Source organism: Mesorhizobium sp. M1A.F.Ca.IN.020.03.2.1, from assembly GCF_004023205.1.
Taxonomy (GTDB): Bacteria; Pseudomonadota; Alphaproteobacteria; order Rhizobiales; family Rhizobiaceae; genus Mesorhizobium.
On sequence record NZ_RZSV01000139.1, the window covers coordinates 1 to 15,371 of the forward strand.

Annotated in this window: 11 protein-coding genes and 2 pseudogenes; 3 read left to right on the forward strand and 10 right to left on the reverse strand. The window is 63.8% G+C overall.

Annotated features, from left to right (window positions below; all coding sequences use genetic code 11):
- A pseudogene (gltD, locus tag EOA79_RS20655) lies at window positions 1-545 on the forward strand (glutamate synthase); the annotation flags it as partial.
- 38 nt (window positions 546-583) lie between these two features.
- On the opposite strand, the pseudogene EOA79_RS20660 reads toward gltD, so the two are convergent.
- Window positions 584-1,797, reverse strand: a pseudogene (locus EOA79_RS20660) (DUF459 domain-containing protein).
- Window positions 1,798-1,912: 115 nt separating this feature from the next.
- Entirely contained in the window at window positions 1,913-3,133 is a 1,221-nt protein-coding gene (locus tag EOA79_RS20665; RefSeq protein WP_095800476.1) for a lytic murein transglycosylase, read from the reverse strand.
- Window positions 3,134-3,357: 224 nt separating this feature from the next.
- Between EOA79_RS20665 and galU the strand changes: the two genes are divergently transcribed.
- A complete protein-coding gene (gene galU, locus EOA79_RS20670) occupies window positions 3,358-4,263 on the forward strand; it encodes a UTP--glucose-1-phosphate uridylyltransferase GalU (RefSeq protein WP_095777124.1) in 906 nt (301 codons plus the stop codon).
- A gap of 69 nt (window positions 4,264-4,332) precedes the next feature.
- On the opposite strand, the gene EOA79_RS20675 is transcribed toward galU, so the two are convergent.
- Window positions 4,333-6,123, reverse strand: a complete 1,791-nt coding sequence (locus EOA79_RS20675; RefSeq protein ID WP_095823587.1) for an outer membrane beta-barrel protein — start codon at window positions 6,121-6,123, stop codon at window positions 4,333-4,335.
- A 161-nt stretch (window positions 6,124-6,284) separates the two neighbouring features.
- On the opposite strand from EOA79_RS20675, the gene EOA79_RS20680 reads away from it, so the two are divergent.
- Window positions 6,285-7,286, forward strand: coding sequence for a KpsF/GutQ family sugar-phosphate isomerase (locus EOA79_RS20680; protein ID WP_067327031.1), 1,002 nt, complete (start codon window positions 6,285-6,287; stop codon window positions 7,284-7,286).
- 66 nt (window positions 7,287-7,352) lie between these two features.
- Here EOA79_RS20680 and EOA79_RS20685 read toward each other — a convergent pair whose 3' ends face one another.
- The 7 genes from EOA79_RS20685 to EOA79_RS20715 all read right to left on the reverse strand — a co-directional run.
- The gene (locus EOA79_RS20685; RefSeq protein ID WP_067325928.1) at window positions 7,353-7,817 is read right to left on the reverse strand and encodes an NfeD family protein; all 465 of its coding nucleotides are present in this window, start codon (window positions 7,815-7,817) and stop codon (window positions 7,353-7,355) included.
- A gap of 28 nt (window positions 7,818-7,845) precedes the next feature.
- Window positions 7,846-8,796, reverse strand: a complete 951-nt coding sequence (locus EOA79_RS20690; RefSeq protein WP_095823424.1) for an SPFH domain-containing protein — start codon at window positions 8,794-8,796, stop codon at window positions 7,846-7,848.
- 132 nt (window positions 8,797-8,928) lie between these two features.
- Complete coding sequence (hemH, locus tag EOA79_RS20695; protein ID WP_095823423.1) at window positions 8,929-9,993, reverse strand: ferrochelatase; 1,065 nt, start codon at window positions 9,991-9,993, stop codon at window positions 8,929-8,931.
- 147 nt (window positions 9,994-10,140) lie between these two features.
- On the reverse strand, window positions 10,141-12,216 hold the full coding sequence (locus EOA79_RS20700) for a 5'-nucleotidase C-terminal domain-containing protein (protein ID WP_095823422.1): 2,076 nt from the start codon (window positions 12,214-12,216) through the stop codon (window positions 10,141-10,143).
- A 190-nt stretch (window positions 12,217-12,406) separates the two neighbouring features.
- Complete coding sequence (locus EOA79_RS20705; protein WP_067002507.1) at window positions 12,407-12,778, reverse strand: hypothetical protein; 372 nt, start codon at window positions 12,776-12,778, stop codon at window positions 12,407-12,409.
- Between the two features lie 186 nt (window positions 12,779-12,964).
- Window positions 12,965-14,410, reverse strand: coding sequence for a homospermidine synthase (locus EOA79_RS20710; RefSeq protein WP_095823421.1), 1,446 nt, complete (start codon window positions 14,408-14,410; stop codon window positions 12,965-12,967).
- 125 nt (window positions 14,411-14,535) lie between these two features.
- Window positions 14,536-15,371 (reverse strand): DUF3445 domain-containing protein (locus tag EOA79_RS20715; RefSeq protein ID WP_164893903.1); only part of this gene is annotated, 836 nt, incomplete at its 5' end.

A 15,371-nucleotide genomic window follows, 5' to 3' on the forward strand; every position in this document is an offset into this window, starting at 1 on the left:
GCATCGGCACCGCCTTCCGGCAGGGCGCGGTGCGCGTGACGCAGCTCGACATCCGTCCGCAGCCGCCGGAGAAGGAAGACAAGCTCGCCGTTTGGCCTTACTGGGCGACGAAGATGCGCACGTCTTCCTCGCAAGCCGAGGGCGCGGAGCGCGAATTCCAGGTGGCGACCCTCGAATTCATCGGCGAGGACGGACAGCTGACTGGCGTCCGCTGCTGCGAGGTCGATGAGAAGCGCAAGCCGATCGCCGGCACCGAGTTCGTCATCCGCGCCGATCTCGCCTTCATCGCCATCGGCTTTGCCGGTCCGGCGAATGATGGGGTCATGAAGGAGCTGGACGGCGAGATAAAAATGGTCACCGACAGCCGCCGCTCGCGGAACGTCGAGGCCGACGACCGCGACTACAGAACCAGCATAGACAGGCTCTATGCCGCGGGCGACGTCCGTCGCGGCCAGTCGCTGGTGGTGTGGGCGATCCGCGAAGGCCGCCAGGCAGCGCGGGCGATCGACGAGGCGCTGATGGGGTCTAGCGTACTCCCCCGCTGAGGCTACCTGCAGCCACGATGGGCTCTTCCGTTGCGGCCCTACCGACGCACCGCTGTCGAGGTCTCCGATGAAGCGGTTGGCGTCTTCGGCGGCCAGGAAAATCGTCGGCTCGGCCGGGCGAGGCGACGGGCGCCTTGCCCTCGACGGTCAGCTTTTCGCCTGGAAGATTCGGATCGGCCTTGGCTGGCGGTGCGGCACCCAGCAGCTCGGTCCCGCCGTCGAGCGCGGGGTCGCTGAGCAGCATCGGCGCGGTGCGGTCGACGATGACAGGGGCCGCGGCAGGCTTCGACACCTCGACCGGAGCGCCCGCCGGCGCGGAAACCGTGGTGACGCTTCCGGGTGCCGCCAGCCCGAGGATCTTGGCCAGCGGCTTTTCGGTGTAGAAGGCAAGCTTGCGCTTGCCGGCCTTGGTCACATTGATGCCGTCGTCGGAGCGCAGGCGCACCGGCTGGCCGTTGATGTCCGGACCGGAGGTGACGAAGGCGCCGTTCTCGTCGACGAAGCCGTCCCAGACATCGACGAACTCGCCGCCATGGGTCTGTGCGGCTGAATGATAGATGTCGTTGAAGGCGAGCATGTCCGAGGTCATTTTTGCCGCCCCGAACGCCGGCATGCCGACCCACAGGAACGGCACCTTTGCATCCTGAATGGCCTTGCCCAGCGCATCGGTGCGGTGCTCGTATTCCTTGGTCCAGTTCTCGGAGCGCGGCTGCTCGCGGACGTCGCCGACGCGCATCTGCTGGCGGTCGTTGGAGCCAAGCATGACCACCACGACGGACGGCTTCTCCGTCTCGATCAGAGACTTGATCTCGACCGGCCAATTGTAGAAATCGTCACGCACGAAGCCCGACGAGCCGTTGCTGCGCGAAACGATCCTGACCGCCGGATTGTCGGCGAAGGCGACGTCCAGACCCTCGGCGAGCCCGCCCGCCAGAAAATCGCCGACCACCAGCACGACGCGCGCATCCGGCGCCTTTTCGACGACCGGCGCCTCCGGCTCGGCCGGCGGGCGCGGCTTGGGTTTTCTGGCCTTCGGCTTCGGCCTCACCGGCTGGACATTGGCAGGAGGTTCAATGCGCTCGCCGCGGCGCGGGAAAAGAAGATCGCGCAGCGACCAGCCGCGGTTTCCGTCTTCCTGCGCGAAAGCCGGGGTATGAAAGGCGCTCGAGCCGGCGACGGCAAGCACGGCGATGGCCAGGACGAGAATCGGCAGGCGGCGAACGATCAGCCAGACACGCGCGACCGTAACCAATGAAAGTCTCCATCCTTGGCGCATGACAACGCAAAAAGCCGGCAAGTCATGCGCAGGCCGCAGCGCTACAGCATCCTTTCCGCTTTTGAAAGGATGCTTGACGCCATCGGCGGCTCTATTGCTTCCGGAGCCATTTCAGCACTTCCAGGCTCGGATAGCCATCCTGGCTCAAGCCTACCTTCGCCTGGTAGGCCATGATGGCGGCCTTCGACCCCTCGCCGATCTTCCCGTCGAACTTGCCGTCATAATAACCGTGCTCGGAAAGCCGCTTCTGCAGTTCCTGCCGTTGCTCGAAGCTGAGCTTGGTGAACGGCCGCTGCCAGTCCTGCACAAGCCCGGTGCCACCGGCGATTTCGTCGGCGAGCAGGCCGACGGCCAAAGCATATTTGTCGGCATTGTTGTAAGCCTTGATGACCGAGAAATTCCTGATCATCAGGAAGGCCGGTCCGCCCCTGCCGTCCGGCACCTTGAGCGTCGCCTTGTCGCTCAGGTTCCTGAACGGCTTGCCGTTGGCCCTGGCGACCCCGAGCGCCTGCCACTGCGCCAGCGTCTTCGATCCGGCCGGCAGCTTGCCCGGCGGCAAGGTCACTTCATAGCCCCAGGTCTTGCCGGCCTGCCAGCCGTTCTTCCTGAGCAGATTGGCGGCAGTCGCCAACGCGTCGGGTATCGAATTCCAGATGTCGCGCCGGCCATTGCCGTCCATGTCCACCGCGTAGTGCTGATAGCTGGTCGGGATGAACTGGGTCTGACCCATCGCGCCCGCCCAGGAACCCATGAGATGGCTTTCGTCGATGTCGCCGGTCTGCAGGATCTTCAGCGCCGCGATCAGCTGGGTTCGGGCATATTTCGAGCGCTTCGGGTCGCCATAGGCAAGGGTCGCCAGCGAACGGATGACATTGCGCATGATGTCGTCGCGCTTGAGGATCTCGCCATAGTTCGATTCCATCGACCAGATGGCGAGAAGGATATGGCGATCGACACCGAACCGTGCCTCGATCCGATCCAGCCATGGCTTCCATTTGCGCGCCATTGCCTGACCATTGGTCACCGACTGGTCATGCACCCGGTTGTCGAAATAATCCCAGGCGGGGGCGGTGAATTCCGGCTGGGTGCGGGCCTTTTCCAGCACGACCGGGTCGGGCTCGATGCCCCTCATGGCCCTGTCGTAGACTGCGCCGGAAACGCCGCCCGAAACCGCGGTGGCACGAAAGCCCGCGACCCACTGGCGGAAACCCGCATCGGCGAAAGCGGGTCCGGCGGGCATCAGCAAGGCAAGCGTGAGGCCCGCGGCCGTCAAAAATGCCGCCAGGCGCCTTGCGCTGTTGCGAACGGACATCCTTTTCCTCCTTCATCAAAATTAGGAAGGATCATTCAACGCCGAAGCCGGTTAGTATTTAGTTTACCATAGGTGCCATTAGGAACGAAAAGAGAGGTCGGTGCTTTAACTTTCGATTTTCAAGCCATCCGCTCGGATAATTCAACATTCCGGCGCGAAAATGTTCGGGGGGATTGCGGAGCGGATGGCCGCGCGGATAATGGGCTTAAACGGATGGGTGGAGCATGAAGCGAGTTCGCAAGGCAGTTTTCCCGGTCGCCGGTCTCGGCACACGGTTTCTTCCGGCCACCAAGGCCATCCCGAAGGAGATGCTAACGGTCGTCGACCGGCCGGTCATTCAATATGTGGTCGACGAGGCGCGCGACGCCGGCATCGAGCATTTCATTTTCGTGACCGGGCGCAACAAGGCGGTCATCGAGGATCACTTCGACGTCCAGTTCGAGCTCTATGATACGCTCGCCCAGCGCGGCAAGGACGACCAGCTCGCCCGCCTGCAGCGGCTGCAGCCAGCGCCGGGCCAGACCAGCTTCACCCGCCAGCAGGTGCCGATGGGGCTTGGCCATGCCGTCTGGTGCGCGCGTGAGCTGGTCGGTGACGAACCGTTCGCGCTGCTTTTGCCCGACATGATCATGCAGTCGGAAAAAAGCTGCATGAAGGATATGGTCGAACTCTATGCCGAGACCGGGAACAACATCATCGCCGTACAGGAATGCGACCCGGCCGAGGCCCATAAATACGGCATCGTCGGCCGTGGCGAGGACACCCATCACGGTTTTCGCATCACCGGCATGGTGGAGAAGCCGAAGGCTGGCACGGCGCCCTCCAATCTCTTCATCAACGGGCGCTACATCCTGCAACCGGAGATTTTCGGCATCCTCGAAAGCCAGGAGCGCGGCGCCGGCAACGAGATCCAGCTGACGGATGCGATGCTGAAGCTGGAGAAGCAGCAGGCCTTCTACGGCTATCACTATAAGGGGCGCACCTTCGACTGCGGCTCGCCGGAAGGCTTCGTCGAGGCCAATGTCGCCTTCGCGCTCTGGCGCAGCGACATGAATGCGAGCATGGCCGGGGTCATCCGCACGCTGCTGGATGAGGTGCGGCCGGCGGAGCGGATCGGCGCCGCTTCCTAGGTGCTGGCTAAGCGGAGCGGATCCTTCGGATCTCCGCGTCCGCATCGCTGGCGCGAGGATCACGAAGTGTCAGCGCTGCACCTTCAGACCGAGATAGACGCTGTTGGCGACATAGTCGCGACCGGGAAGGTTGCTGGTGAGCTTCTCCGTCCTGATTCTTGTGGTGAGGCCGGCATAGCGGTTCAGCCACCAGGTCAGGCCGGCCTCGGCGCTCAGGACCAGATCGTGGCCATCGGAGCCGATGTAGTCGCGCCAATCGAGCCCCAGCGCTGTATTCGCCGTCAGGTTGGCGCGGACCTGCCGCTCGCCGGTGAGCCGGCCCGAATAGAGGAGGTCGCCGCTCTCGTTAGCGATGGTCGTGGTCTCGACCGTGGTTCTTCCGGTCAGCCCGATGATGGTGCCGCGCTCGGGCGACCATCTGAGGTCGGCGTTGACGTAGGGCCCCGCAATCGCCGGCAGACGGTCGTCGTCGATGCCTTCGCGCAGCCATCCGACGGAGAACTCGCCGGAGAGCTTCTCGCGCATGTCGAGCTCGACGCCGGCGCGCGCGCTGAGCCGCGTCGAGGAGCGCTCGAAACCGTTGCTGTCGAGGCGCAGATCGTAGATCCGCCGGCCGGCTTCCACTTCAACGAATGGCGTCATGGCCGGTGAGACCTGATAGCCGGTACGCAAGGTCGCAGAGTAGAGTGTCGAGTCGCGATCCTTCAGCGACAAGACGGTGCCGTCCGAGAGCTTGGCGTCGCCGTAGAAGTCATGCGAGACCGCGCCGGTCAGCGCGTAGCGCATCTTGCCGACATCCTTCTCGATGCCGAGGCTGCCGTCGACCGTCTGCCGCAGCGGCTGTGAGGTGACGCCGGCAATCGCATCCGGCGAGGACGCCGATTCCGGCACCGCTTCATACCCGAGCTTGGCGATGGCGCGCAGTTCATTGTCGAGGTCGACAGTGAGCTGGCCTTCGATCCGGCCCTGCGCATCGTTGATCTTCTGGCCCGAAAGCGTGTTGCGAAAAAGGCCGTAGCCGTCGACGACGGCCGAATTCTCGCGCCAGTCGGAGGTGGCGGAGAAACGCAGCGCGGTTTCGGACAGCACAGCCGACCTGCCGCCGGCGCTGGCATCGGCATTGGAAGTCGCGGTGAGGCCTTGCTCGAGTGTCGGACGGAAGACAAAGGTCCCGACCTTGATGCCGGGGGCGGCGAAGGCATCGTCCTCCAGCTTCACTTTCTGGCCCTCGATCGATCCTGTGCGCTCCGCGCCGGGATCGAGCTTCTGCCGGTCGACGCTGTCGATAGTGACGGCGCGGCGGTTCGCGCCGTCATCCTCGGTGGCCGCCGTTTCGGCCGGATCGCCGGTGGCGGCCTTGGCCGTGCTGTCGGCCGTCTGGCCAGGCTTCTTCTTGGCGTTTTTCTTGTCGGCCGCCTTGGCATCGCTTTTCGCGTTGGCACCCGCCGAGCCCTGCCTGGCAGTCGAAGGCCGGCGTGGCGCGGCCACTGTCTGATTGTCGGCGAAGGGGTCGTCGGTGGCTTGCGGCTGGTCGAATATGCTGCCCGCCGCGCCCCCGGTCTGGTCGTCGTCGGGCACCGCGCCTGGACTTGCTGGTTCATAAGGGTTGGCGGTCGTCTGGTCCTCAGCCATTTGGGTCGCCGGAACCGCTTGATCCAGCGATCCCTGCGCGCGCAATTGTCTCGCCTTGCGTTGCTGGTCGGCCAGGATTGCCGATTCGGAGACCTCGCCGCGCAACTCGGTTTCCTGCGAAAATGCCGGCACGGTGCGCATCAAGGCGCCAATGCTTGCCGTCAGCAAAAGCGCTGCAACGGCAATGCACTTCCGGCCCTTTTTCGTATCTGGCTCGCCCCCGGACATCATCACCACTGCTTGCGCGGCGCAGGCGCGCCATACTTACCGGACCGTAAATGCGGATGGTTAACGGAGGGTTGAAACAGGCCAAGGGCCCTTGTCCGCGACGCACGCGAGACGGGAATTCCGTTGGACAGGCGGGCGACATGGCGCTAATGGCATCTGCCATGCACGCGGGGTCCTCAGAAAGAAAGCAGCCGGACAGGCAGGCAGCGATTGAATCGGCGCTGAGAACGGTGGCGACGGAGCAGGCCGGCATGGCCGCGCTTGCAGCCGCTCTCGGCAACGGCTTGTCCGAACCGTTCGCTGCCGCAGTGGATGCCATCGCGCGTATCGAGGGCCGCGTCATCGTCACCGGCGTCGGCAAGAGCGGGCATATCGGCTCAAAGATCGCGGCGACGCTCGCCTCGACCGGCACGCCTGCCTTCTTCGTCCATCCGGCCGAGGCCAATCACGGCGATCTCGGCATGATCGCCAGGGACGACGCCATCATCGCCATGTCTTGGTCGGGCGAGAGCAAGGAACTGATGGGCATCGTCGCCTATTCCAGACGCTTTTCGATCCCGCTGATCGCCATCACCTCGGGCGAGAATTCGGCGCTGGCGCGCGCCGCCGACGTCGTGCTGTTGCTGCCGGCCGCGCCGGAGGCCTGTCCCCACGGGCTGGCGCCGACGACATCGGCGCTGCTGCAGCTGGTCATGGGCGACGCGCTGGCGATCGCGCTGCTCGAGGCGCGCGGCTTCACGCCGGACCATTTCCGCACCTTCCATCCCGGCGGTCAGCTCGGCGCCAATCTGATGCAACTGCGCGAGATCATGCATGTCGGCGAGCGGCTGCCGCTGGTGCCGTCGGGCACGGGAATGCGCGAAGCGATCGTCGAACTGTCGCGCAAGGGTTTTGGCTGCGTGGCGATCACCGGCGCCGACGGTGCGCTGATCGGCATCATCACCGATGGCGACATCCGCCGCCACATTGCCGATGATCTTCTGTCGATGAACGTCGATGAGGTGATGACAAAGAAGCCGAAGACGGCTGCCCCCGACACGCTGGTGGCGACGGCGCTGCAGACGATCAATACGTCGGCCATCACCAGCCTGATGGTGGTCGAGGCCGATCGCCCCGTGGGGCTGGTGCATCTGCACGATCTGCTGCGCATCGGCGCCGCCTGAGATGGGCGAGACTCAGGACACGCAGGCCTGATTCCCAAACGGCTTCAGAATAGGAAACCCGCAAACTCAGACGGCCTCCACCGTCAGCTCCAGATCGGTGTCGGCGGCGCCGGTCACACGCACCTGGGTGCCGACGGGCAGGTCCGGGCCGGAGACACGCCACAGCGTGTCGCCGAGGCGGATGCGGCCGCGGCCATTCTTGATGGGCTCGGCCAATGTCGCCGTGCGGCCGACCATCTGAGCGCCGCGGCGGTTGAGCAGCGGCTGGTCCGCATTGACGGCACGATCGCCCACCAGCTTCTTGCCGACGAAGGCTGAGACCAGAGAGAGCACGAGGAAGGCGAGCACCTGGAGCTGCCAGGTCCAGAAGGCAGCGTCCCAAATCAGCAGCGATACCGCGCCGATGATCAGCGCGGCGATGCCGATCCACAGCATGAACACGCCGGGCGCCACGATTTCCATCACCAGCAGCACGAAGCCGAGGACCATCCAGTTCCACGGCCCGAGTTCCGAGACGATGCGATCGATCATTGACGTTCTCCCACCCAGATGGCGTGACTCAGTTGTCCGACGGTCGCACGAGCGGCGTGCGCGCCCCCTGACGTTGCGGGCCGGAAGGGCCGTCGGCCTTGAACACTTCGCGGGCGATCTCGCCGATGCCGCCGAGCGAACCGATCAGCGATGAGGCTTCGAACGGCATGAGCACGATCTTGTTGTTGCTGGACGAGCCGATCCTGGCCAGCGCCTCGGTGTATTTCTGCGCGATGAAGTAGTTGATCGCCTGCACGTCGCCCTTGGCGATGGCTTCCGACACCACCTGGGTCGCCTTGGCCTCCGCCTCGGCGGAACGCTCGCGCGCCTCGGCATCGCGGAAAGCGGCTTCCCTGCGGCCTTCGGCCTCGAGGATCTGCGACTGCTTCATGCCTTCGGCGGCCAGGATCTGGGCGCGCTTGTCGCGCTCGGCGATCATCTGGCGGCTCATCGAATCCACCAGATTGGCCGGCGGGTTGATGTCCTTGATCTCGACGCGGGTGATCTTGATGCCCCACGGGTGCGCGGCCTCATCGACGACGCGCAGCAGCCGTTCGTTGATCGCATCGCGGTTGGACAGCAATTCGTCGAGATCCATCGAGCCCATGACGGTACGGATGTTGGTCATGGTGAGGTTGAGGATGGCGTTCTGCAGCCCGGAGACCTGATAGGCGGCCTGCGGGGCATTCAGCACCTGGTAGAAGGCGACGCCGTCGACGCCCACGATTGCATTGTCGCGGGTGATGATCTCCTGCGTCGGGACATCGAGCACCTGCTCCATCATGTTCATCTTGGCGCCTACACGCTCGAAGATCGGGTTGATGATGTTCAGGCCGGGCGTCAGCGTCTTGGTGTAGCGGCCGAAACGCTCCACCGTGTAGTTGTAGCCCTGCGGCACCGTTCTGATGCCTTTGAAAAGAAGGATGAAGACGAGGAATACAAGAACAATGATGGCAATATCGAAACCGCTAAACCCCATTTCGTTTCTCCCTCAAAAGGCGGCGACCTCGCGGAATCACTTAAGTGTGTTTCCGAAGCGTTACAATCAGGTGATCGCGAATATTGGTTAGCGAAGGCTGTGCGAACCGGTTTCGCCGCCTAATATCGGACGTCAGACCCAGCCTGACAGTTCCCGCCGCACCAGCGCCTCGATCACTGCCATGCCCTCGGCGCTGTCGTTGAGGCAAGGGATGTGGGCGAAGTTCTTGCCGCCGGCATGGTGGAATGTCTCGGCGGCCTCGCGGCCGATTTCGTCCAGCGTCTCGATACAGTCGACGGAAAAACCCGGATTGACGACCGCGATCGATTTGACGCCGTCCTTCGCCAGCTTCTCGATAGTGACGTCGGTGTAGGGCTGCAGCCATTCCTGGGCGCCGAAGCGCGACTGGAAGGTGGTGATGAGCTTCTTCTCGTCCCAGCCGAGCCTTGCCCTGAGCAGCCTCGTCGTCTCGAGGCAATGCGCCTGGTAAGGGTCACCCTTGTCGGAATAGGGTTTTGGGATGCCGTGGTAGGAGGTGATCACCACCTCCGGCGCGAAATCGAGCGTCGCCAGGTTTTTCTCGATCGAACGGGCGAGGGCGTCGATATAGACCGGCTCGTCATAATAGGGCGGCACACTGCGGATCGCCGGCGCTTGCCTGATCTTCATCAGCGCCCGGAACAGCTGGTCGTTCGCCGTCGCCGTGGTCGTCGCCGAATATTGCGGATAGAGCGGAAAAGTGAGGATGCGCTCGCAGCCCTGCTCGACCAGCCGGCGGACGACGCTGCCGGTCGAGGGATTGCCGTAGCGCATGGCCCAGTCGACCTCGACGGTTGGCAAGTCAGCAAGCGCAACGGCGAGCTTCTCCGCCTGCGAGCGGGTGAAGGTGCGCAACGGCGACTCGTTCTTCTCCCGGTTCCAGATCCTGGCGTAGTTGGCGCCGGACTTTTTCGGCCGCGTTGTGAGAACCAGCCCGTAGAGGATCGGATACCAGATCGCCTTGTTGAGCTCGATGACGCGCGGATCGGAGAGGAACTCTCTGAGATAGCGCCACATCGGCTTGAAATCGGTGCCGTCGGGCGTGCCGAGATTGATCAGCATGATGCCGATCTTGCCCGCTTTCACCGGCGCGGCACCCGCCGGCGCCGGACCGGCGGTCTTGGCGGCTTTCGCATCGGCAGGATTGGCAAGCGTCATCGACGGTCTCCGGTTGTCGGTGCGAAAACTAGCGATGCCATGCCGGTTTTGGAATGCTGCGTCTGGACGCACCTTACCGCGTTTGCGTCTGAAAACGGAACACCCGTCCGGTCTCCCGGACGGGCGCCATGAATTTCCGGCGAAAGGTTACTTTGCGGCCGGCGGAATTGTCAGCGTTGCTCCGAGCGGCAGACGGCGCGGCCTGTAGTCCTTGTTGGCGTCGGAGATCAGCTTCCACTTGCTGCCGTCGCCATAGTTTTTCTTGGCCAGATCCCAATAGGTGTCGCCCGCGGCGATCACATGGCTGGTCTCCGGACCGGTCGCGGCCGGCTTAGCCTCGGCGGGCGCTGTTTCGGCCGGCTTGGCGGATCCGGTCGCAGGGGCGGCGGTCGCCGGGGCAGTCTCGGCAGGTTTTGCTGTCTCCGACGTTGCCGGTGCGGTCTCGGCCGGAACGGCCGGCGGCGTCCCCGCGATGTCGCCGGAATTGGACGGCAAAGCCGGCATGGCAGGCTCGGTGGCCGCTGGCGCTGTCTCGGCCGGCTTCGCGGGTTGGGCGGCAGGCGGCGTCGTGGCCGTCTCAGCAGGTTTTGCCGGCTCCGCGGCCGCTGTCGTGGCGCCGATCTCGGTGATGCGGCCGTCGAGCTTCGGCGTGTAGGGGCGGTGCGCGCCGAGATAGTCGGCCACCACCTGCTCCAGGCCCGGGCCGTAGTCATAGGCATCCGTGGCCTTTTCGGCGAAGACCTTGTAGCCGTCGCCGCCCTGGCGGACGTAGTTGTTGGTGGCGACGAGATACTGCTTGTCCGGGTTGATCGGCACCCAGGCGCCGTTCTCCATCACCTCGACCGCTTTGACGCGACCGGCATTGGGCGCGACCGACTTGTCGAAGGCATATTTCAAGCCGGCCACCTGCGGGAAGCGGCCGGCGCCGTCCTCGACCTGGCTGACGCCGCTTTCGAGACCGGCGACCAGATCCTTGCCGGAGATCTTGAAGGTCGCCAGCGTGTTCTGGAAAGGCAGCACCGTCAGCACTTCGCCCATGGTCACGGTGCCCTGGTCGATCGAGGCGCGCAGTCCGCCGCCATTCGAGATTACGATCTCGACGCCCTGGCCCTTGACCCGATCGAGGACGGCGTCGGAGACGAGATTGCCCATTTCGCATTCGCGGGTGCGGCAGCTTTCACGACTGCCATCGATTGGCTTGGTGGTCTCCGCCACTTCCTTGTTCTTCAGCGCCTCGATCGGCGCGCCAAGCTCCTTGATGCGGGCGAGCACCGCCGGATCGGGCGTGATCGACTTGTCGAGAAAGATCGGGTCGCCGCTGGCCGACTTGACGACGCCGTTGTCGTCGAACACGACCTTGAATTCACCGAGATATTTCGAATAGGACGCCGCCTGCACCACCGGCACCTTGTAGCCGTCGGGGTTGTCGACCATCGTCGGGTAGGGGCCTGCCGCCTTCGGATCGGTGTTCGACAAAAGCGTGTGGCTGTGGCCGCCGACCACCACGTCGACGCCGGGGATTTTCGCGATGACGTCGCGCTCGCGGTTGTAGCCGATATGGGTGACGGCGATGATCTTGTTGATGCCCTGCGCCTTCAGTTTCTCGACCTCGGCGGTGATCGACTTGACGTCGTCCGCGATGGCAATGTTGGGGCCGGGCGAGGCCAGTTCCGGCGTGTCGTTGGTGACGGCGCCGACGATGCCGATCTTCTGGCCGCCGACCTCGACCACGATGGACGGCTTGATCTTGCCGTGGGCGCCGGACTTGTCGTTGGGCACGACGTTGGCGCTGACCACCGGGAACTTCGCCTTGTCGAGATAAGGCACAAGCGCGCTTTCGCCGTCGTCGAACTCATGATTGCCGAGCGTCACCGCGCCGGGCTTGAGCTGATTGAGGAATTCCTCCTCCGCTGCTCCCTTGTAGGTGATGTAGAACAGCGATCCCTGGAAGCTGTCGCCGGCATTGAGCAGCAGCACGTTCTGACCTTCGAGCTTCTTGCGCTCCTGCGCGATCGCCGTGACCAGCCGGCCGGCGCCGCCAATGCACTCGCCTTTGGTCTCCTCCTCCGCTGAACAGGTCGACTCGTATTTGTTGTTGCCTTCGATGCGGCTATGCCAATCGTTGAAATGCAGGATGTTCAGCGTGTAGTCGGCAAAAGACGGTCCGGCCGAGAGGCCAAGTGCTGATGCGGAAAGGGCGGCAATGGCGGCAAATTTCTTCATTCTCGTCTCCCGGATGAGCTGACTTGAAGTGCTTAAAGCCCTCGCTTGGCTGGAAGGTAACAGTCAGCTTCGGGTCATGTTCACATCGCGTTTTGGCCGATGCAAGCGGAAATCGGGAGGAGGTTTGCCGGCACAAAAAAGGACGGCGGCTCGCGCCGCCATCCTCAACAAAGTCGATCTCTGCCTGAGCTCAGGCCCGGCGCGTCAGCACGAAATTCTGACCACTGGAGCTGGTGCAGTTGAGCTGGCTGGTAGAGACCATCAGGCAGTTGAAGCTAACCGGCGTCTGGCGGATCAGCGAGGTGCCGTGGATCTCGACCGAGGTCGCGCCGGTCATGGTGTAGCTGCCCTCGGACAGCTTCTGGCCGGTATCAGTCGCGACGGTGGTGAAGCTGCCGGCCGCGAAAGTCGAGAGGCCGGTGCCCTTGGCGTCGATCCAGTTGCCCTCGACGCCCTTGGGCGCCGCTGCGATCGGCTCCGAAGGGCCGGTGGTGGTGCAGGCGGCCGCGGCCAGAAGGCTTGCCGCGGCGCCTGCCGAAAGCAATTTGCGCGCAATGGTCATTTAGAATCCTCTCCTCTCGCGTCGGCCCGAAAACCGATCTCCGATCTTCGGAAAAGCACGATGCGTGCATTCAAAGTGCTAGAGTACTTTGTGCGTCCGAAGGAACGCCCGTTTCTCTAGGCCGCCCGTCTTCAATCGCCCGATTTTCGGGCGATTGCAAGGTGGAGACGCGGGTAGGCTTGGCTGCTATCGCACCAGGATGTTGCGGAACTGCCACGGATCGTCCTTGTCCAGATCCTCGGGGAAAAGCCCCGGGCGATTATCAAGCGGCGTCCAGTCGGTGTAGTAGCCCCTGACTGGCCCGAGATAGGGAAGCTGCACTTCCAGGCAGCGCCGGTAGTCCATCTCGTCGGCCTCCACGATGCCGGCCATCGGATTTTCCAACGCCCAGACCATGCCGGCGAGCACCGCCGAGGTGACCTGCAGGCCGGTGGCGTTCTGGTAAGGCGCCAGCTTGCGCGCCTCGGCCAGCGACAGCTGTGAGCCGTACCAATAGGCGTTCTTGGCATGGCCGTAGAGCAGCACGCCGAGCTCGTCGACGCCGTCGACCAGCTCGTTCTCGTCGAGCACGTGATGCACCGGTTGCGCCTTGCCGGCGGCGCCGAACATCTCGTGCAGCGACAGCACGGCATCGTTGCAGGGGTGATAGGCATAATGGCAGGTCGGGCGATACTGAACCTTGCCCTTCTTGCCGCGCACGGTGAAGAAGTCGGCGATCGAGATCGCCTCGTTGTGGGTCACCAGGAAGCCATATTGCGGGCCGGGCGTCGGGCACCAGGAGCGCACGCGCGTGTTGGCGCCCGCCTGCTCCAGATAGATCGCCGCTTGCGAGCCGTGCTTGTGCTTCTTGCCGTTCTTCGGCGTCCAGGTCTCATGCGTGCCCCAGCCGAGCTCGGCCGGCTGCAGGCCTTCCGAGATGAAGCCCTCGACCGACCAGGTGTTCCAGAATACGTCCATCGGCTTCGGCTTCTTGGTGCGCTGGGTATCGCGCTCGGCGATGTGGATGCCCTTGACTCCGGCCTTCTTCATCAGCTTCGCCCAGCCCTCGCGGTCGTGCTCCGGCGGGACCACAAACTCGAGCCCGAGATCGTTGGCGAGGTTGACCAGTGCCTGCTTGACGAACCAGGAGACCATGCCAGGATTGGCGCCGCAGCAGGAGATCGCCGTAGTGCCGCCGGGAGCCTTCTCCTTCTCCTGGCGCACGCTCTCGCGCAGCGCGTAATTGGTGCGCGAGGCATTGTCGGCCTTGTCGTCGAAATAGAAGCCGAGCCACGGCTCGACCACCGTATCGATATAGAGCACGCCGAGCTTGCGGCAGAGCTTCATCAACTCGAGCGAGGAGGTGTCGACCGACAGGTTGACGCACATGCCCTGACCGCTGCCATTGGTGAGAAGCGGGGTCAGAAGCTTCTTGTAGTTCTTCCTGGTCACCGCGTCCTGAACGAAGGCGATGCCGCGCTCGTCGAGCAGCATGCGGTCGCTGTCGCGCGGGTCGATGACCACCATGCGCGACTTGTCGAACTTGAAATGGCGTTCGATCAGCGGCAGCGTTCCCCGCCCGATCGAGCCGAAGCCGATCATCACGACAGGGCCGGTGATTTCACCGTAAACGGGCCAGTTCTCATTCGCCATTTTTTCGTATACTCCTTCAAACATGGGAAAGTCCGGCATTTTTCGCCGGTAGCCCTACATCACAGATCATTGCCACAAACCAGCGAAAACCGCCAACCGACGGCCAAACCGGCCTGGCGGTTTGGTTAAGCCACCATGGCCATGCCGGCGAGGTACGAAACCAGCCGGTCGCGGTCCGCGCTCAAACCCTTGTAGTCGAGCTGCGCCTGATCGAGAGCATTCAGCTGGTCGGCGAAGGAGGCCGCAAGCGCGACCTTGTCGGGGTGACGGGCAAGCACCGCCAGCGGGTCGAGATGGATGCGAATGGTGAAAAGGATGTCGCGCGACACCGGCAGCTTGCGCAAGGTCTGACGCTCGACGCGAATGAAGGCATGGGCGTTGATGTCACCATCCGAAAAACGCGTCGGACGGTTCGTGGCACGGTCGATGCGCTCCCCGTTGGAAAGCGGATGATAGAGCGCGTCGCCCGCCTGGATCGACCAGTTGAAGCGCTCGACCGCTTGGCCCTGCAGGCCGTCGAACATGCGGTTGATGAGGTCGGCAGGCCGCGTGCCGGGGCCGAAGCCGGGCACGGGCGCGTGGATCTGTTGCAGCGGCTTGCCGAATTTCTCCTGGAGCGACCAGGATGACGGAAAGCAGAGCGAGCCGGCGGCGAGCCGCCAGCCGTTATCGCCGCGGCGCATGATAATCAGGTCTTCCTGCACCAGCAGGGACGCGTGGGCGAGCGGCGCCTTGTTCAATTCGGGCGGCAGCGCGTTGCTCGCGCTTTCGAGGCCCACGACCTCGACATCCGAGCCGGCACCTCGGTGGGTCTCGGGATGTTTTGCCGGAAGATAGCCGGCGAGAAGGTCGAACACTTCTTGCTGTGCATCGCGAGTCTCTTCCTCCTCGACAAAAATCTTTTCCGGGATCTCCGCGTAAAGCCGCCGCTTCTCGGCGAGATGGGGCAGAAGGAAATGAT